The sequence below is a fragment of the Stagnihabitans sp. genome, from assembly GCF_964946895.1.
The window spans coordinates 1-16,078 of sequence record NZ_CBBQHX010000059.1 but is presented as its reverse complement, the minus strand read 5'-3'; the positions used below and the strand labels follow the sequence as shown (position 1 = coordinate 16,078).

General features: G+C 62.6%; 22 protein-coding genes. 15 read left to right on the top strand and 7 right to left on the bottom strand.

Annotated elements, in window-relative coordinates:
- Positions 1-183 precede the first annotated feature (183 nt).
- The 7 genes from AC1Y2B_RS21855 to AC1Y2B_RS21825 all read left to right on the top strand — a co-directional run bounded on the left by AC1Y2B_RS21855 (position 184) and on the right by AC1Y2B_RS21825 (position 3,360).
- The gene (locus AC1Y2B_RS21855) at positions 184-915 is read left to right on the top strand and encodes a ParA family protein (RefSeq protein WP_482255250.1); all 732 of its coding nucleotides are present in this window, start codon (positions 184-186) and stop codon (positions 913-915) included.
- A complete protein-coding gene (locus AC1Y2B_RS21850; RefSeq protein ID WP_482255249.1) occupies positions 912-1,544 on the top strand; it encodes a hypothetical protein in 633 nt (210 codons plus the stop codon). The genes AC1Y2B_RS21855 and AC1Y2B_RS21850 overlap by 4 nt, the downstream gene beginning before the upstream one ends.
- Positions 1,545-1,659: 115 nt before the next feature.
- On the top strand, positions 1,660-1,905 hold the full coding sequence (locus tag AC1Y2B_RS21845; protein WP_482255248.1) for a WGR domain-containing protein: 246 nt from the start codon (positions 1,660-1,662) through the stop codon (positions 1,903-1,905).
- An 85-nt stretch (positions 1,906-1,990) separates the two neighbouring features.
- Complete coding sequence (locus AC1Y2B_RS21840; RefSeq protein ID WP_482255247.1) at positions 1,991-2,248, top strand: type II toxin-antitoxin system ParD family antitoxin; 258 nt, start codon at positions 1,991-1,993, stop codon at positions 2,246-2,248.
- Positions 2,245-2,544: a type II toxin-antitoxin system RelE/ParE family toxin gene (locus AC1Y2B_RS21835; RefSeq protein WP_482255246.1), complete on the top strand. Its 300-nt coding sequence runs from the start codon at positions 2,245-2,247 to the stop codon at positions 2,542-2,544. The genes AC1Y2B_RS21840 and AC1Y2B_RS21835 overlap by 4 nt, the downstream gene beginning before the upstream one ends.
- Positions 2,545-2,683: 139 nt before the next feature.
- Positions 2,684-2,953 (top strand): antitoxin, encoded by a 270-nt coding sequence (locus tag AC1Y2B_RS21830; protein WP_482255245.1) that lies wholly within the window; start codon positions 2,684-2,686, stop codon positions 2,951-2,953.
- Complete coding sequence (locus tag AC1Y2B_RS21825) at positions 2,950-3,360, top strand: PIN domain-containing protein (protein ID WP_482255244.1); 411 nt, start codon at positions 2,950-2,952, stop codon at positions 3,358-3,360. Before AC1Y2B_RS21830 ends, AC1Y2B_RS21825 begins: the two co-directional genes overlap by 4 nt.
- A 579-nt stretch (positions 3,361-3,939) precedes the next feature.
- Here the strand turns inward: AC1Y2B_RS21825 and AC1Y2B_RS21820 are convergent.
- Positions 3,940-4,155: a hypothetical protein gene (locus AC1Y2B_RS21820; protein WP_482255243.1), complete on the bottom strand. Its 216-nt coding sequence runs from the start codon at positions 4,153-4,155 to the stop codon at positions 3,940-3,942.
- Between the two features lie 291 nt (positions 4,156-4,446).
- On the opposite strand from AC1Y2B_RS21820, the gene AC1Y2B_RS21815 reads away from it, so the two are divergent.
- Complete coding sequence (locus AC1Y2B_RS21815) at positions 4,447-6,927, top strand: DEAD/DEAH box helicase (protein WP_482255242.1); 2,481 nt, start codon at positions 4,447-4,449, stop codon at positions 6,925-6,927.
- 331 nt (positions 6,928-7,258) lie between these two features.
- On the opposite strand, the gene AC1Y2B_RS21810 is transcribed toward AC1Y2B_RS21815, so the two are convergent.
- From AC1Y2B_RS21810 to AC1Y2B_RS21790, 5 genes are read right to left on the bottom strand one after another with little or no spacing between them, the layout of a single operon-like run.
- A complete protein-coding gene (locus AC1Y2B_RS21810; RefSeq protein WP_482255241.1) occupies positions 7,259-8,059 on the bottom strand; it encodes a sulfite exporter TauE/SafE family protein in 801 nt (266 codons plus the stop codon).
- Between the two features lie 46 nt (positions 8,060-8,105).
- Entirely contained in the window at positions 8,106-8,444 is a 339-nt protein-coding gene (locus AC1Y2B_RS21805) for a YnfA family protein (protein WP_482255240.1), read from the bottom strand.
- A gap of 29 nt (positions 8,445-8,473) precedes the next feature.
- Complete coding sequence (locus AC1Y2B_RS21800; protein ID WP_482255239.1) at positions 8,474-9,181, bottom strand: cytochrome c biogenesis CcdA family protein; 708 nt, start codon at positions 9,179-9,181, stop codon at positions 8,474-8,476.
- A 3-nt stretch (positions 9,182-9,184) separates the two neighbouring features.
- Positions 9,185-9,571, bottom strand: a complete 387-nt coding sequence (locus AC1Y2B_RS21795; RefSeq protein WP_482255238.1) for a thioredoxin family protein — start codon at positions 9,569-9,571, stop codon at positions 9,185-9,187.
- Entirely contained in the window at positions 9,565-9,897 is a 333-nt protein-coding gene (locus AC1Y2B_RS21790) for a hypothetical protein (protein WP_482255237.1), read from the bottom strand. Before AC1Y2B_RS21790 ends, AC1Y2B_RS21795 begins: the two co-directional genes overlap by 7 nt.
- Positions 9,898-9,986: 89 nt before the next feature.
- On the opposite strand from AC1Y2B_RS21790, the gene AC1Y2B_RS21785 reads away from it, so the two are divergent.
- A complete protein-coding gene (locus AC1Y2B_RS21785; RefSeq protein WP_482255236.1) occupies positions 9,987-10,415 on the top strand; it encodes a MerR family transcriptional regulator in 429 nt (142 codons plus the stop codon).
- 18 nt (positions 10,416-10,433) lie between these two features.
- Here AC1Y2B_RS21785 and AC1Y2B_RS21780 read toward each other — a convergent pair whose 3' ends face one another.
- Positions 10,434-11,027: a cation efflux transmembrane domain-containing protein gene (locus AC1Y2B_RS21780; RefSeq protein WP_482255235.1), complete on the bottom strand. Its 594-nt coding sequence runs from the start codon at positions 11,025-11,027 to the stop codon at positions 10,434-10,436.
- Between the two features lie 149 nt (positions 11,028-11,176).
- On the opposite strand from AC1Y2B_RS21780, the gene AC1Y2B_RS21775 reads away from it, so the two are divergent.
- The 6 genes from AC1Y2B_RS21775 (at position 11,177) to AC1Y2B_RS21750 (ending at position 15,782) form a co-directional block, all read left to right on the top strand.
- A complete protein-coding gene (locus AC1Y2B_RS21775; protein ID WP_482255234.1) occupies positions 11,177-12,142 on the top strand; it encodes an FAD-binding domain-containing protein in 966 nt (321 codons plus the stop codon).
- 244 nt (positions 12,143-12,386) lie between these two features.
- Positions 12,387-13,301 (top strand): NAD(P)/FAD-dependent oxidoreductase, encoded by a 915-nt coding sequence (locus AC1Y2B_RS21770; RefSeq protein WP_482255233.1) that lies wholly within the window; start codon positions 12,387-12,389, stop codon positions 13,299-13,301.
- A gap of 2 nt (positions 13,302-13,303) precedes the next feature.
- On the top strand, positions 13,304-14,119 hold the full coding sequence (locus AC1Y2B_RS21765; RefSeq protein WP_482255232.1) for a methyltransferase family protein: 816 nt from the start codon (positions 13,304-13,306) through the stop codon (positions 14,117-14,119).
- Entirely contained in the window at positions 14,109-14,822 is a 714-nt protein-coding gene (gene ubiG, locus AC1Y2B_RS21760; protein ID WP_482255231.1) for a bifunctional 2-polyprenyl-6-hydroxyphenol methylase/3-demethylubiquinol 3-O-methyltransferase UbiG, read from the top strand. Before AC1Y2B_RS21765 ends, ubiG begins: the two co-directional genes overlap by 11 nt.
- On the top strand, positions 14,819-15,292 hold the full coding sequence (locus AC1Y2B_RS21755; protein ID WP_482255230.1) for a DUF427 domain-containing protein: 474 nt from the start codon (positions 14,819-14,821) through the stop codon (positions 15,290-15,292). Before ubiG ends, AC1Y2B_RS21755 begins: the two co-directional genes overlap by 4 nt.
- Before the next feature lie 31 nt (positions 15,293-15,323).
- Positions 15,324-15,782 carry a CIA30 family protein gene (locus AC1Y2B_RS21750; RefSeq protein WP_482255229.1) on the top strand — a complete coding sequence of 153 codons (459 nt, stop codon included), beginning with the start codon at positions 15,324-15,326 and terminating at the stop codon, positions 15,780-15,782.
- Positions 15,783-16,078 lie beyond the last annotated feature (296 nt).

The following is a 16,078-nucleotide window of genomic DNA, read 5'->3' as shown; positions in this document are numbered from 1 at the left end:
CGCCAGACCCGCCAGACCCGCCAGACCCGCCAGACCCGCCAGACCCGCCAGACCCGCCAGACCCGCCAGACCCGCCAGACCCGCCAGACCCGCCAGACCCGCCAGACCCGCCAGACCCGCCGAAGCGGTTCCCGGACCCCGATCAACCGTCAAGCACAATTCCATCCCGAAGGAGAAATCCGCATGCGTGTCATCACTGCCTACAGTCACAAAGGCGGCACCGGCAAAACCACAGCGCTCTTGATGCTGGCCTCCGCCATCGACGCCGCTGGCAAATCCGCCTTCCTCGTCGATTGCGATCCGCATCAGTCCTTCAAAGCCTACCAAACCTACAGCCAGCAGGCGGGGCCGGAATTCTGGTCCGACAAGTTCAACGTGCGCTTCCTGCACTATGAGGCAACCCGCCTCCTCGATCTTGAAGACACGCTTCTCGATGCCGATGAAAGCGGTCGTTTCGACTATTGTCTGCTAAACCTCGCGGGCGTCGATCATCCCTTCAACCGCCACGTGCTGCGCTACGCCGAGGTCACCTTGATGCCCTTCGCGCCTTCGGCTCTCGACCTTATGGAACTACCAGGCGCCCTCGATGTCGTCCGGCAACTATCTCAAGACGATGAGGTAGGCGAAGCCCGCGTCGTCCTGACCAAGATGCGCGCCAAGATGACGGTCGCACAGCGCCAGTATATTGGTGACATCCTGCAGGGTTTTCCCCATTTCGACACCCAGATCCGCGAGACCGCCATTTTGGGTGACCTTGTCATGCGCGGCCTTTTGGGACGCAGTCTTGCAGCCTACGAACGCGAAGCCACAGGTCTGCAAAAAGCCGAGGTCAAACGCCTGCGCGAGGCCCTGACTGACTGCCAATCCCTCCTCGCCGAGGTTGAAAGTCTGATCCCCGAGGAGGTCCCTTCATGAAGAACCGAGGTCTACTCACCAGGCCGACCATCAGTCCCTTGGGCACGCACAAGGACCCGACGCCTGCCGAATTCACTAACCAGCAGGTTGCGAATCCCGGCAACGAAGGGGCCTCAAACGATTTGGCCGGAACGGACCAAACTCCCCCGCTCCAGGATCCGGACATGCAACACGCTGACAAGCCATCGCGACCCAAATCACAGCCGGTCCCGAAGGTCACAGCCAGACGTTATACTGTGGTCCTAAAACTGGATCCGGTCCTTCACCAACGCCTCGAGGCATGGCTCGAACACCTTGGCCCCTCGGCACGATCCCCAGCCAAACGGGCCTTGCTCCTCGCCTTCCGTTCGCATCTGGCCACCATCAATCATCTCAACGGTGTTCTTGCAGTAGCATCGGTTGACGCCGTGTCCTACCGGATCGACATTCGCCTGTCCGACCCTCTGGTCCGTGAACTCCTCGCCGCAGCCAGACAAATTGCTTTCGAACCAAAGGCCACTGCATTGGCCCGATCTCTGGCGCCGCATTTCGCCGATTTCGTTAGAGGCGCTCTGGCATCCAGTTCTGCGGCCGCACGCGGCCACCGCGTCGCCGAACCAACGGCAGAAGACACCCCAAGTCATCTCTGAAGATTTCGGAGAACGAAGGAGGAGGCTTCATCACAAAACGGAATCGGCGGCAGCTGTTCGATTCAGAACATTCATTGGACCGGGCCTCTGGCAGGGCGCATCATACATCCTAACCATGGACACCCTGCCAGAGCCCATCTGCATCTTCCGCCGCGATCCGAGCCTGAACATGGCCCGGTTTTATCGTGTCGAGATTCAAAAGGACCTCTTCGGAGAGATGACTGTCGAACGCACCTGGGGCCGCATCGGGGGCAGGGGGCAAAGCCTGCTGAACTCCTATCCATCGACCCATTCGGCGGAGCGGGCGGCTCACCGGTTGGTGCAGGCAAAGGAGCGGCGCGGCTACCGGAAGCCAGTCTGAAGGGAACTGCCGGACCTCATGGCTCCTAGTCTTGATAATAGTTATGAAGGCTTGCATATTGGAAGCTCACTCGATGGAGGCCATCATGATCAGCGCAGACCTTGGACCCCAACTTGAAGGCTTTGTCTCCAGACTGGTGGAAACCGGGCGTTACAATTCCAAAAGCGAAGTCCTGCGCGAAGGCATCCGGCTGATTCAGGAACGCGAAACGCGGCTGGCGGTGCTCGACCAGGCGCTTGCCCGGGGCATTGGCGATGCGGAAGCAGGTCGCGTGAGCCCTGCCGGTGCGGTCCTCGCACGACTCGAGGCCAAGTATCAGCCCAAGGGCCAAGACGGCGCATGAAGGTTGAATTCACCGCCGAGGCCGAGACAGACCTCGAAGCAATTGCCGACTACATTGCCCGCGACAATCCGGTGCGTGCATTATCTTTCGTAAGGGAGATCGTCGAACGCTGCATAGGCCTGGCCGAAATGCCTGAAGCATTCCCGCTGGTGCCGCGCTACCGGCATCTCGGCATCCGCCGCAGGGTGCATGGGCGGTATCTGATCTTCTACCGCATCGAGGACGACCGGATCACAATCCTGCACGTCCTCAACGGCGCAATGGATTTCGAGGCGCTTCTTTTTCCCGACGGGTGAATTCTTTCATTCTGCCATCCGCAGAGCCCGATCCCCAGAGTATTGGGCCAGGGCAACCTCAATGTGGGAAACCTGGCGCATACCTTGAAAATCGCGCAGCGCCTCTGTATATGCTTGTGCATATGCAATGGAGGCCGCCATGCCGCAACCTCATACCCATGATCACCTTCCCGGACGCGAAGCCAAGCTCTTTCGCAACAACAAGAGCCAGGCCGTGCGCATTCCTGCGGATTTCGAAATGCCCGGCGATCGCGTGATGATCCACCGCGACGGCGACCGTCTGATCCTTGAACCGGTCCGGCGCAGAAGCCTTCTGGCCGTCCTGGCTGAACTTGAGCCGCTTGCGCCAGAAGATCAGTTCCCCGACATCGACGACAGCCTGTTGTCCCTGCGCGGTGTCGATCTGTGAGCCAACTTTACATGCTGGATACGAACATCGTGTCCGACTTGCTCCGAAATCCGCAAGGCGCGGTCACCGGGCACATTGTCAGAGTCGGATCCGAGGCCGTTTGCGTCAGCATCATCACGGCCGCTGAACTGCGGTATGGATGTGCCAAGAAAGGGTCAGGGAAGCTGCTTGCTCATGTCGAAGCCATTCTTGGCAGCATCCAGGTGCTGGCCTTCGATGTTCCGGCCGATGCCGAGTACGGCGGGATACGGGCCGAACTTGAGGCCGCCGGCAAGCCGATCGGGCCGAACGACCTTCTGATCGCCGCGCACGCCTATGCGCTCGGAGCGGTTCTGGTCACCGCCAATACCGGCGAGTTTGCGCGCGTGCGGGGCCTGAACGTCGAGAACTGGTTGAGCCCCCCTTGAAAGCGACCGGGGCCGGATCCTCCCAACCCTCGGCAATCTGACAGGCTCGCCTTGCTCCACCGCATGACCTGCCAAACGGTTGCGTTCTGCCGGAGCGTACCTGTAGTTTCCGAGGCGTGAGGGCAGGGGGACTTCTGCGTGCAACTTGGACTGGAACGGTTTTTCGACTCGGGGAGCCTTGCAAAAGGCATCGCCTACGCGCGGGAAGGCCGCGTGACCGCGCTCTCTGATCTCACTCCCGACGGACAGTTGACCGCCGAAGTATTGGGATCTGGCCGTCAAACATATGCAGTCCAACTCAGGCTGACCTTCGGCAATGATCTTCGCCTCCTGCGTTTGGGGGGTATCTGCTCCTGCCCGGTTGGCGTCTTGTGCAAGCATATGGCCGCCGCGGCGATTGCCTGGCATGTGCGCGTGGCAAAAGGGTCAGCGCACCTGCCGCAACCCGTGGAAGCGAGTTCGGTCGCTCCAGTCCGGCCTTTGCCCTATCCAGTCACAGAATGGCTCGAGGCGCTGACGGTCTCCTCTCAGATCACCGCTGGTCCGGCCCTGGAATATCCGCCCACCGTGCGCGACCGCCTAGTCTATGTGCTCAGCGTTGCCGCCGGCAAACCGCAAATCACTGCGATGAAGGCAACGGTTCAGGCCGATGGCCGGGTTTCGGACAAGGCAACGCGCTATGATGTCGAGCGATTGAAGGGTCAGGAGAATCGTCCGCAGTTCATTTTGCGCAAGGATCTCGAAATCCTCCGCGACCTTGAGGCCGCTGGCGTCCCTGCAAATGGTGGCAGCCAATCTGGGTACCTATGGCGTCCCAAATTCCTGGAGGGTGGACCGCCGGACGTTTTGCCGATCCTGCGTCGCATCGCTGCCACCGGACGTGGCCGCTGGGAGGAGCGGAACGGTCCGTATCTCCATGAAGAGGGGCCGCGCGCGGCGGAGTTTGTGTGGCACGGCGAGGAGGGTGGCACTCAAGAGCTAAGGATGGTTTGCACGAAAACCGGCGCACCGCTCGTTGCCTTGCCTTTTGCAACTCCCACTTGGGTAGACCCTGCAACAGGCGCTTTCGGCGTTTTGGAATCGGCCATGGACCCACGACAATTGCATATCCTGATGCGGGCGCCAAAGATCTCGGCAGAAATCGCCGCAGAAGTGGCGGCGCGGTTGTCGGGATTTTCGGGTCGTTCCATTCCAGTGCCAAAAGCCCTTGGAATAGAGGTACGCCAAGGCAAGGATCCCGTGCCCGTCTTGCGCCTGTTCGGCATGCGGGGGCACCGCAAATTCGGCGAGGCTTGGCGTCAGCAAAAAGAGCCCGTGGTGCAGCCCGCGCTGCGATTGGCCTTTGACTATGATGGCCATATGGCCCCGGCCCGCGGCACCGATGCCCTGAGGTTCAAGGAGGGCGACACGCTTGTCACGCTCAAGCGAGACAGGACGGCGGAAGTCGCGGCTCTCCAAATGCTCGAAAGCCAAGGTGCCCTGGTGCTGGAAGGGTTGGAATATCATAGCTTTGGCAAACAGGGTGAGGCGGGCGACCGGGTCTTTGTCGATGGGGAATGGGATCACGAGCGTTTCGGTGAGTCTGAAGCCGGGATCCCGGCTCTTCAGTTCTTGGGAGAGGTTGTGCCGGACCTTCGTGCGGCGGGATGGAGGGTTGTCGTCGAGCCGAGTTGGCCGTTCCAACTGATCGCGGAACCCCTTCAATTGACGGCTCAGATCGGCAACAGCGACGCAGGCGGGCTGTTTGATTTTGGGCTGATGGTTCAGGCTGATGGCCAGCATGCCGATTTGGCGCCGCTGATCGCCGATATCCTTGCCGCATTGCCGCGCGACCTAAGCGACGAGATTATCGCGTCAACCGACTTTGAGATCTTGGTGGCAGAAACGCCCTGTTACGTGCAGATGCCTGACGGGCGCCATGCACAGGTCGATCTTCGCCAGTTGACGGATCTGCTGCGGGTCCTGCTGCGCTCGCTTGGGCTGATGACCAAGGTGCACCCCGGGGAAGCCGGACAGCTTGCAGCCCTGGCCGAGGCTTTGGAGGGCTGTGGCATCCCGTTCCAAGGGGGCCGCGAGCTTTTGGAACTTGGCAAGCGCCTTAATGCCCTGAAATCCTCTGATGCGGTTACACCACCCGCCACGTTGCGCGCTGTCCTGCGGCCCTATCAGGCCATCGGCTATGGCTGGATGTCAGCCCTGTCTGAGACGGGATTTGGCGGTTTGCTGGCCGATGACATGGGCCTAGGCAAGACGTTGCAAACGCTGGCCCTTTTGGCCAAATGCCATCTGGAAGGGCAGGCGCGACACCCCAGCCTGCTCATTGTGCCCACCAGCCTCGCGCGGGCCTGGGCGCGTCAGGCGGCGGAGTTTGTCCCGGACCTCAGGGTCCTGGTGCTGCAGGGCAATGCCCGCAAGTCGCTTTTTGATCAGATAGACCAAGCCCATCTGGTGATTTCGACCTATCCGCTGCTCAACCGCGACCATGACATCCTGCTGACCCGCGATTGGGAGCTGGCCATCCTGGACGAGGCGCAGGCGGTCAAGAACCCTGCTGCGACCGCTGCCAAACGCATCCGCGACATCCGAGCCCGAATGCGCCTTGCCTTGACCGGCACACCGATGGAAAACACCCTGACCGACCTATGGTCCCTGTTCGACTGGCTGGTGCCGGGCCTTTTGGGCGACCGCAAGACCTTTCGCGCGCAGGTGGTTTTGCCGGTGGAAAAGGAGGGCGATGCCCAGGCCCAGTCCCGCCTCAACCGGCGCATCGAACCTTTTCTGCTGCGCCGCACCAAGGATCAGGTGGCGCTTGATCTGCCCGCCAAGACCGAGATCACCGAACTCATCCCATTGGGCGCCAAGCAGCAGGCGCTCTACGAGACGGTCCGCATGGCCATGGACGCCCGAGTGCGGGATGCGATTGCCAAACGCGGCATTCAGGGCGCGCAGATCACCATTCTGGACGCCCTGCTTAGAATGCGTCAGGTCTGCTGTGACCCGCACCTTCTGAAAGGCGGTGCCGTAACTTCTGACAGCGCCAAGCGCGAGCGGCTCTTGGACATGCTGGAAGCTCTGGTTCAGGAGGGCCGCAAGGTTCTGGTCTTCTCGCAATTCGTCGAAATGCTGCGCCTGATCGAAACGGATGTGACCGCCCGTGGCTGGTCCTACGAATGGCTGACCGGCGACACCGTGGATCGAGATGGGGCCGTCACCCGCTTCCAGGAAGGCTCCGCACAGATCTTCCTGATCAGCCTGAAGGCAGGCGGCGTTGGCCTAACACTGACCGCCGCGGATACCGTGATCCTCTACGATCCGTGGTGGAACCCCGCCGTTGAACGTCAGGCCATGGACCGGGCCCATCGCATCGGCCAGACCAAGGCTGTTTTCGTCTACCGCCTTGTCGCCGAGGGCACGGTCGAGGAAGCGATCCTTGGCCTTCAGACCCGCAAGCAAGCCTTGGCGGATGCGCTGTTTGAAGGGCGAAACACCGAAGGCTTTGCCTTCGATCAGGACGCGATTGCCGAGCTGTTTCAGCCTTTGAAAGGCGAGGGCGGCGGCGCAGAATGACGCAACTGCTTGGCCAACGCGGCCTGCGTCAGACCCAGCAGATCGCGGAAGATCCGGACAGGCTTTTCGCCATCAGGCACGCGGGAGACACAGATCGCCGGAGTCAGTTTTTCCTTTCCCGCAGCCACTGTAACACGGTCATGGGTCTGGGGGTCGTTAAAGCGCTCCGCCGCAGACGGAAGCAAATCAAATTCCATGCGGTTGATCGTCAGCCATTCGATCAGGGATGGAACCTGTCAGTCTTAAACGCCGTCACGCGGCCCATTGTCCGGAAACGTCATCAACTTGGTTCGATCATCGGGGATCAACAGCGATGCAGCAAACCATCGGTTTATTTATGCCGCCACACCTTCCAGCCGGAGACGACGAGAATGGCCGCAAGCGACGGAAGCAAAACTACATCCGGGACAAGGCCCAACAGGCGCCCGCCGATAAACGTGCCGCAGATGGAACCTGCTGCCATCACCAAGACAAAGGGCTGGTTTCTGCTTAATACGGAGAAGCTTTGGTCTTTGCTGTAGCGGGCAAAGCCTACAATCATGGTCGGCAGGCTGACACAGAGCGACATGCTCCCCGCCAGTTTGATGTCGGCACCAAAGAGCAGAACCAGCGTCGGGATCAGAAGCTCTCCACCCGCAACCCCCATCAGGGCGGCAACCACGCCGATGCCAAAACCGGCGACGACTCCGGCCAGCATCTGGGCCACGCCGGTGAACAAGGGTTGCCCGGTGGTCACGCCATGCCCAAAGAGCAGCACGACCGCGATACCGAACATCAGCACCGCGATCACGCGGTAAAGCACCTCGGCGCGCAACTTCGTGGCCCAGCCCGCCCCCATCCATGCCCCGGCAAGGCTTCCGGCGAGCAGGTTCGCAATCACGGTCCAATGGCTTTCGATCAGCGCAAAGGGCACGGCCCTGGCGCGAAACGGCAAAGCCGTGGCGACGACGACGAGGCTCATTGCCTTGTTGAGAATGACCGCCTCAAGCGCGGCAAAGCGGAAAACCGAGATGATGACAGGCAGCCGAAACTCGGCACCACCCAGGCCGATCAGGCCCCCCAAAGTGCCAATAATCGCGCCCGCACTGAACACGACAGGGGCATTGTGCTGGGTGTTGTCTGACTTATCCATGGGTGAAGGGTAGTCTCAAGCAGGCCGAGGGGGAAGGCGGTAGTCCTCAGGCCCCGCGCGGCGCAAAGAGGATGATGGCGGCGGCCAGAAGGGCGAGCGCACCGCCGCCAAGGTCCCAGTTGTCGGGTCTGTGCCCTTCGGCGAACCAGAGCCAGAGCAAGGATGACACGATGTAAATCCCGCCATAGGCCGCATAGGCTCGACCGGCCTGATCACTGGGTGCAAAAGTCAGGAGCCAGGCGAAGGTGATCAGCGAGGCAATGCCGGGCAGCAGCCACCAGACCGAATGGCCATTGCGCAGCCACGACCAGAAGGCAAAGCACCCGGCGATTTCGGCGAGCGCGGCGGCGGCAAAGGTCAGAAATGTCGAAAGATAAATCGGCATGGGGTCTTGGCTCCTGGATGGGTCTGCGATCAGAGGGAGGTCGTGAGCCTCACCAACCATGCGGGAGCCATCTCGGTCAACGCCGTCTGAACGGCCCGGTCATAGCCGGTCAAGGTGAAGACTCCGAAGGCGATCAGCAGGGCGCCCAGCAGCACCTTCAGCGTACCAGCCGTTTTCAGCATCCTGCCGCGCCAGCGCATCAGGGCTTCGCGCGATAGCATCGCCAGCGCCAGCAAGGGCAGGCTTGTCCCAAGGCCGAAGGCGAACATCATCAGGGCGACGGTGCCGAGGTTCTCTCCTTTGGCAGCCATCAGCGAGGCGGCCCCAAGGGTCGGCCCGACGCAGGGCGTCCAGACCGCGCCCAACAGCAGGCCCACCCCGAATTGCCCGCCGATGCCCGAAGTCGAGAACCCGCCGAAGCGCTGCTCGGCCCAGTTGCTGGCCGGTCCCGCAGCCGTGGCGAATTGCAATTGGAACCGGGGCACCAGCAGGACAAGTCCAACGACGATCAACAAGACGGCGGCGATCTTGCGGAACAGGTCCAGATCAAGGCCGAGAGAAAAGCCAATGGTCGCCACAAACAGCCCGATTGCCGTGAAGGACAGCGCCAAGCCGCCAGCAAGCGCCAGTGGTGCCAGCCGGTGTTCCGCCACCGCGCCCGCCAGAACGATCGGGATCAACGGCAGAACGCAGGGCGAAAGCGTGGTCAAGAGCCCGGCAAGGAAAGCGAGCAGCATCGCCTACAGCGCCTCACGCAGGAAGGCTTCGATTGCAGCCGGGTCGGTCTGGCCCACCTGCCGGTCAATCTCTTTGCCCGCCTTGTAGAGGATCATCGTGCTTTGGCTTTGCACGTTGTAGCGGCGCAGAACTTCTTTCCGCGTGTCGAAATCAACCTCGAACATCTTCATCTTTGCGAAATCGTGCGTCTTCAGTAGGGCGGCCACGATGGGCTTCTGCGCTTGGCAAATCTCGCACCAGGTCGCGGTGACATGCACAAGGATCGGTCCGCCTGCCGCAAGGGCATCGTCAAAGCCCGGGATGGTCTCGTCGCCATTGTGGGCAAAAGCCGGGGCGGCAATGGCGGCAAGGGTTGCGCCAACGAAGGCGCGGCGGGAGAGCGTCAGCATTTTGATCTCACATTGTTGTTTGCGGGAAGGTCGCAGGCGTCTGCGACATGGCATCCGCTGTCCGGGGCGCATTCGCAGCCCTTGGCCAGCCGAGATGAACGCCGGGTTCTGGCCAAGAGGTAAATCCCGATGCCGGTCATGACCAGGACTCCGAGGCCGATCTTTCCAAGCAGGGCGAGGCCAACGCCCGCAGCCGAAAGGAGGCCGAGCACCGGCGCGGCAATAAGTGGCGCACAGCACGCGGCACATCCCGCCACGACGAGCGCCGCCGCCGCGGCCGTCTTTACGGCACCGCTCGCGCCGTTCGGTTCAGACTGCACGGTCATTTGATTTCCTCTGCATCGGTGATGTCCTTCATGACGATGGCCAAAGGCTACCACTTCAAGTAACTTGAACTGCAAGAGGAGACCGTCCCATGAATGTTCACTTCCCTGTGTTGACCATCGGGGCGCTCGCCAAGGCGGTCGGACTGAGCACGCCGACGATCCGCTATTACGAAGATATCGGCCTGATTCCACCGGCAGGTCGGACCGGGCGCGGTCAACGGGTCTATCGCGATACAGACGTGGAACGGCTTATCCTGATCCGGAGGTGCCGAGACTTCGGCTTCTCGATCGACCAGACCCGGCAGCTTCTGGGGCTTTCGATCAGCGCCGACCAGGACTGCGCCAAGGTCCGGGAAATCGCAGCGGTTCATCTTGGCGAAGTTCAAGCCAATCTGCTCGAATTGCGCGCATTGGAGCAGACCCTCAAAGGCTTCGTCGCGCAATGTGATGCCGTGTGCGAAGGCGGCGCCGCGCGCGACTGTCTAGTGTTTAAGGACATCTCCTCGGGCTGCTGCTGACCTAAGCGGCGCAGACCGTCAGCTTGCGGCGATGCGCTCCTTGTGCGCCGCAGCCCATACTTCACGGGCGGCATCCATGTTCATCGCGGCAATGCCAAGACCCACGATGATGTCGGGCCAGATCGACAGGGAATAGGCTGTCACAAAGCCGGCGATGATGATGGCGACATTGGCTAATGCATCGTTGCGGGCCGACAGAAACGCCGCCTTTGTCAGGCTTCCGCTATGATGGCGAAAGCCTGCCAGCAAGAAGGCGCAGGTCACGTTCACGGCCAGGGCCCCGAAACCGGTCAGTGACAGGGAAAAGGCCTCTGGCGGAACCGGATGCCCCCATTTGCTCCACAGCGCCCAGACAAACCCCAAGGCCGGGACCAGCAAGATCCCCGCCAGCCCCATGCCAACCCGCGCCCGCGCAGTGGCCGACCAGCCCAAGGCCAGCCCAATCAGCAGGTTGACCGAGGCATCCTCAAGAAAGTCCACGCTGTCGGCAAAAAGCGAGACGGACCCGATGGCCCGCGCCACCGCGAATTCGACGCCAAAGTAGGCGAGGTTCAACAGTGCGACGATCACGACGATGCGTCGAAGGTTTGCGTTGCCGCCTGCGTCTGTCATCTGGATGCCCCGACCCGTTCCGCGCCTTCTGACACATCGCACAGTCTCAGGCCGGTCAAAAGCCTGGTCTTGCCGTTGTGCTGCCCCGTCCGCGTTGAAATTTGCCACTTCTGCATCACCTAGGGTTCAACGAACGAAAGTTGGACGCGATGACGACCTTGATTGCCACCCGCGCTGCGGGAGAGACCCTCCTCCAATCCTTTGCCCCCCGTATGGGCCGCCGCTATGCCAATGGCCGCAACACGGATCACGGCCCCGGCGCGCACAAGGCGGTGTCGGTGCTGTCGCCTTATATCCGGCGGCGTCTGGTACCGGAACAGGACGCGGTGGCCTTGGCGCTGGCCAGCCATGGTCCGGACGGGGCCGAGAAGTTCATCCAAGAGGTGATCTGGCGCGGCTATTTCAAGGGCTGGCTGGAGCGTCGCCCACAGGTCTGGGACAGCTACCGCGCGGGGCTTGACGGCGATCTGGCGACCCTTGACCGCGACCGCCGCCTGCGCCGGGATGTGGAGCGTGCCATGAATGGCCAGACCGGGTTGGAGTACTTTGATGCTTGGGCCACGGAACTGGTGGACACGGGGTATCTGCACAACCACGCCCGGATGTGGTTCGCCACGATCTGGATTTTCACGCTGGGTCTGCCGTGGCGGTTGGGGGCGGATTTCTTTTACCGGCATCTTCTGGATGGCGACGCTGCATCGAATACCTTGGGCTGGCGCTGGGTGGCTGGCCTGCACACGCGGGGCAAACCCTATCCGGCTGATGCGCAGAACATTGCGACATATACTGCTGGCCGCTTTACCCCCCGCCCGTCTGATCTGGCCGAGGTGACGCAGGGTCTGGAGGCGAGTGAGCCGGAGGGCCTGCCCCCGCTGCTGCCTTTGCGCGCCATCACGACCCCAGAGCCGGGCCGCCCCACCGCCCTGTTGATCACCGATGAGGATTGCCGGGTCGAGGATTTCGACCTTGCGGCACTGGATATCCGCACCACCGCCACGCTGGCGGCCAGCCAACTGCGCTCCCCCCTGCCCGTGGCTGATATGGTCATGCGGTTCGAGGCAGAGGCCCTTGCGGACGCCGCGGTGCGGGTAAGTGCCAGTCCGGTAGGCTTGTAGGCGGCTGACCCAGCGTCCCTGGCCAAATGGGCCGCCGCGGCGGGCGCCGAGCAGATTGCCACGCCTTATGTCACCCGTGGCCCCTGCGCGATTGGCTGGATCAGGCCGCTCCGTCCTTGGCCGCACATGGCATCACCCTATGCGAATGGCGGCGCGATTGGGATTCAGCCATCTGGCCACACGCCACAGCGGGGTTCTTCAAGGTCAAGCAGAACATCCCGCGCATCCTGGAACAGGTGCTGGCATGATCGTCATCATCGGCTCTGGCATCGCGGGGCTGGCCTGTGCGCGGCGGCTGGCGGATGCGGGGCTGGCAGCAATTGTGCTGGATAAGCGGCGCGGCATCGGCGGGCGGGTGGCGACACGGCGCGTGGGCGATCTGCAATTCGACCACGGCGCCCAATTTGTGAACGCCCATGGCGCAGGCTTTGCGGCGGCGCTGGGCGGGCTGTCGGTGGCTGGGTGGCAGGACGGCACGGGCCGCACGCACTCCGTCGGCGTACCGGGCATGTCGGCCATCCCCAAAGCCATGGGGGAGGGCTTGGACATCCGGCAAGGCGTACAGGTGACGCGGTTGCAGCACGACGGTGACGGCTGGCTGGTGCAGATGGAGGGCGCTGTTCTGCGTGCCGCCCGCGTGGTGGTGACGGTGCCCGCGCCGCAGGTAGCGGGGCTTTTGGGGGCGGAACATCCTTTGGTGCCGAAACTGGCCCCAGTGCGGTTGGCACCCTGTCTGACGCTGATGGCCGCCGTGATGGCCCCGGCCCCTTTCATCACACGGCGGGATGCCGATGATCCCCTGTCATGGATCGCGTCAGACAGTTCCAAGCCGGACCGCCCGCAGGGTGGTGCGACGCAGTGGGTGGCGCAGGCGAGCGAGGCGTTCAGCATGGAAAATCTGGAAAGAACCCCGGAGGAGATTGCCACGCTCATGCTACCGCTCCTGTGCGACCGGCTGGGGGTGTCGCCCGACCGTGTGACCCATGCTGCAGCCCACCGCTGGCGCCATGCAAGGGTGACGCAGGCGCTGGGTCAGCCGTTCCTGCGCAACCCGGACGGCACGCTCTATGTTGGCGGCGACTGGTGCATCGGCCCGAAGATCGAGGCCGCGTGGATCAGCGGCACCACCATTGCCGACGCCATTCTGGCTCAAGGCTGACCATGCTGACCGATCCCCGCATCGCCCGGTTGGTCACCCTGATCGCAGCCGCCCTGCCGCCGCCTGCCGGGGCGGGGCGGGTCGCCTTGGCTCTGGGGTTTGGCGCGGTTTGCCACACGGTCTTTGCAGCAGGTGTGCTGGCGATGATCGTGGCGATGTTCTTTGGCCTCAGCGAAAGCCTTTGCGCCGTGCCTTGGCCCTGGGCGATGCTCGCAAATGCGGTGCTGATCCTGCAATTCCCCCTTGGCCACTCTTTGCTTTTGACCGGGTGCGGCGGGCGCGTCCTCGCTCGGCTGATCCCCGGCCCGCATGGTCAAACGCTGGCCACCACCACCTATGCGATCATCGCGGCCACCCAACTGCTGGCGTTGTTTACGCTGTGGACGCCCTCGGGCATCGTCTGGTGGCGGGCCGAAGGGGCGGCGTTCTGGGCCATGACAACCGCCTATGCCACGAGCTGGCTGATCCTGCTGAAAGCCAGCTTTGACGCCGGGGCCGAGGTGCAATCGGGTGCCTTGGGATGGATGTCCTTGCTGGCGCGCATCAGGCCGGTGTTTCCTGACATGCCGACGCAAGGCCTGTTCCGCCTTATCCGCCAGCCGATCTATCTGGCCTTCGCACTGACGCTGTGGACGCCGCCGGTCTGGACACCGGATCAACTGGCGCTGGCGGTCAGCTTTACCGCCTATTGCCTGCTTGCCCCGCGCTTTAAGGAGCGCCGCTTTGCCGCCCGCTATGGGGCGCGGTTTGATCGCTATCGCGCCCGCGTGCCCTATATGCTGCCGGACCTGACCAAGGACCGCACAGATGCGCAATGACCTGACGATCTATGACAAGGTGGCCGAAAGTTGGTGGTCCGATGATATCCGCTGGGTTCGGACGCTGAAGAACCTCGTGCCCGGGCGGCTGACCTGGTTCGATCGGCAGATCGACTGGCAGGGCATCGACGTGCTGGACCTTGGCTGTGCCGGCGGCTTCATGGCCGAGGCTCTGGCCGCGCGGGGGGCCCGCGTCACCGGCATCGACCCGGCCGAGGGCGCGATCCACGCCGCCCGCGCCCATGCCCGCGCCCAAGGTCTGCGCATCGGCTATGATGTGGGTGTGGGCGAGGCGCTGCCCTATGACGACGCCTGCTTTGACGCCGTGGTCTGCGTTGACGTACTGGAACATGTTGCCGATCTGCGGAAAGTCATGTCGCAGGTCGCCCGCGTCTTGCGGCCCGGCGGTCTGTTCCTGTTCGACACAATCAACCGCAATCCCTTGGCCCGGCTGGCCACCATCACCCTGGCCGAGGACGTGCTGCGCCTGTTGCTGCGCGGCACGCATGACCCGGCCAAGTTCATCAAACCGGCCGAGTTGCGTGCTGCCATGCAAGGCGCGGAGTTGGTGCCCGGCCCCATCACCGGCCTTGGCCCGCGCGGGATCAACCGCCGTCTGGACCTGACCTTTGGGCCCCTGCCGCTGACGGCGATCCTTTACATGGGCACCGCCCGAAAACCCGCTTCAAAGGCCCGCAAATGACCGGTCTTCACCCAGAAAACGTGCAGTCCTATCCCCGCCCGCCCGCGCTGGAGCCCGTTCCGCATCGCATCCTCATCCGGCTGGGCGGTACTTTGGTGGCAGACACGACCCGCGCGCTGCGTGTGCTGGAGACGCACCACGCGCCCACTTATTACCTTCCGCCCGAGGATATTCTGGCCACCCTTCGTCCCGCCCCCGGCAGCAGCCTTTGCGAGTGGAAGGGTGTCGCGCGCTATTACGACGTTCTGTCGGGTGACAAGGTCGCCCCCCGCGCCGCCTGGGCCTATGACCGGCCCACGACGGGCTTTGCAGGGCTCGCGGGCTATGTTGCATTTTACGCCGCGCAGATGGACGAGGCTTGGGTTGGCGACACGCGTGTTCTACCGCAGCCGGGTTATTTCTACGGCGGCTGGGTCACCCCAAATCTGGAGGGCCGGATCAAGGGTGCGCCCGGCACGCAGCATTGGTAGCACCCAGTCGCGGACGTAATAGGATGGGCCCATGCAGCCAGATATAACCTGGCGGTTCTTCACCGATCAGGTGATGGGTGGCCAGTCCACCGGAGGCGTCGCGTTTCTGTCGGAAGCGGGCGTAGGCTTTGCCCGCATGACCGGCCATGTCAGCACAGCCAACCGGGGCGGGTTCATCCAGATGCGGCTTGATCTGCCAACCCCCCTGCCCGAGGCCGTCACGGAGCTGCGGCTGATCGTGCGCGGCAACACGCAGCGCTATTTCGTGCATCTGCGCAGCGGCGGCGCCTTGCCGTGGCAATACCATCAGGCCGGGTTCGATGTGACCGAAGCCTGGAGCGAGGTCCGGCTGCCCTTGGCCACGTTTGCCCCGGCAGGCGGACTGGCAGGGCCTGTCCGCAGCGCGCGCAGCCTGACATCTGTCGCGGTTGCCGCATATGGCCGCGACCATGACGCGCAGATTGATCTGCGCGAAGTGGAGTTCATCTGACCCGATCACGTGACGGAGGATGCTTCGAGTCATGAGCGATAGAACATCCTCCTATCGCTCAAACTCGAATCAAAAACCGGCAACGACGGCGAAAAGGGGCGCGGTCACCCCAAAGCATGCGGTTTTTTTGCTGGTACGGAGATAGCTGCTTGTATCGTCGCGATCAGCGAGAGCGGGGGACGAAGTACGACCAATGCTCCAACTGCTCCACCTGGGACGTGAACAGAGAGCAAAAACCTACATAACATATTGTTATTGAGATTTTTTTTAATATCTGATAATAGTAATTATGTAAT

Bases quoted from the DNA above. Each gene is read 5' to 3' on its own strand.
- AC1Y2B_RS21790 (WP_482255237.1), bottom strand. From the start codon at position 9,897: ATGACCGTGCAGTCTGAACCGAACGGCGCGAGCGGTGCCGTAAAGACG.
- AC1Y2B_RS21805 (WP_482255240.1), bottom strand. From the start codon at position 8,444: ATGCCGATTTATCTTTCGACATTTCTGACCTTTGCCGCCGCCGCGCTC.
- AC1Y2B_RS21845 (WP_482255248.1), top strand. From the start codon at position 1,660: ATGGACACCCTGCCAGAGCCCATCTGCATCTTCCGCCGCGATCCGAGC.
- AC1Y2B_RS21750 (WP_482255229.1), top strand. From the start codon at position 15,324: ATGCAGCCAGATATAACCTGGCGGTTCTTCACCGATCAGGTGATGGGT.
- AC1Y2B_RS21830 (WP_482255245.1), top strand. From the start codon at position 2,684: ATGCCGCAACCTCATACCCATGATCACCTTCCCGGACGCGAAGCCAAG.
- AC1Y2B_RS21840 (WP_482255247.1), top strand. From the start codon at position 1,991: ATGATCAGCGCAGACCTTGGACCCCAACTTGAAGGCTTTGTCTCCAGA.
- AC1Y2B_RS21810 (WP_482255241.1), bottom strand. From the start codon at position 8,059: ATGGATAAGTCAGACAACACCCAGCACAATGCCCCTGTCGTGTTCAGT.
- AC1Y2B_RS21800 (WP_482255239.1), bottom strand. From the start codon at position 9,181: ATGCTGCTCGCTTTCCTTGCCGGGCTCTTGACCACGCTTTCGCCCTGC.
- AC1Y2B_RS21755 (WP_482255230.1), top strand. From the start codon at position 14,819: ATGACCGGTCTTCACCCAGAAAACGTGCAGTCCTATCCCCGCCCGCCC.
- AC1Y2B_RS21770 (WP_482255233.1), top strand. From the start codon at position 12,387: ATGATCGTCATCATCGGCTCTGGCATCGCGGGGCTGGCCTGTGCGCGG.
- AC1Y2B_RS21785 (WP_482255236.1), top strand. From the start codon at position 9,987: ATGAATGTTCACTTCCCTGTGTTGACCATCGGGGCGCTCGCCAAGGCG.
- AC1Y2B_RS21815 (WP_482255242.1), top strand. From the start codon at position 4,447: ATGGACCCACGACAATTGCATATCCTGATGCGGGCGCCAAAGATCTCG.
- AC1Y2B_RS21765 (WP_482255232.1), top strand. From the start codon at position 13,304: ATGCTGACCGATCCCCGCATCGCCCGGTTGGTCACCCTGATCGCAGCC.
- AC1Y2B_RS21835 (WP_482255246.1), top strand. From the start codon at position 2,245: ATGAAGGTTGAATTCACCGCCGAGGCCGAGACAGACCTCGAAGCAATT.
- AC1Y2B_RS21780 (WP_482255235.1), bottom strand. From the start codon at position 11,027: ATGACAGACGCAGGCGGCAACGCAAACCTTCGACGCATCGTCGTGATC.
- AC1Y2B_RS21795 (WP_482255238.1), bottom strand. From the start codon at position 9,571: ATGCTGACGCTCTCCCGCCGCGCCTTCGTTGGCGCAACCCTTGCCGCC.
- AC1Y2B_RS21850 (WP_482255249.1), top strand. From the start codon at position 912: ATGAAGAACCGAGGTCTACTCACCAGGCCGACCATCAGTCCCTTGGGC.
- AC1Y2B_RS21775 (WP_482255234.1), top strand. From the start codon at position 11,177: ATGACGACCTTGATTGCCACCCGCGCTGCGGGAGAGACCCTCCTCCAA.
- AC1Y2B_RS21855 (WP_482255250.1), top strand. From the start codon at position 184: ATGCGTGTCATCACTGCCTACAGTCACAAAGGCGGCACCGGCAAAACC.
- ubiG (WP_482255231.1), top strand. From the start codon at position 14,109: ATGCGCAATGACCTGACGATCTATGACAAGGTGGCCGAAAGTTGGTGG.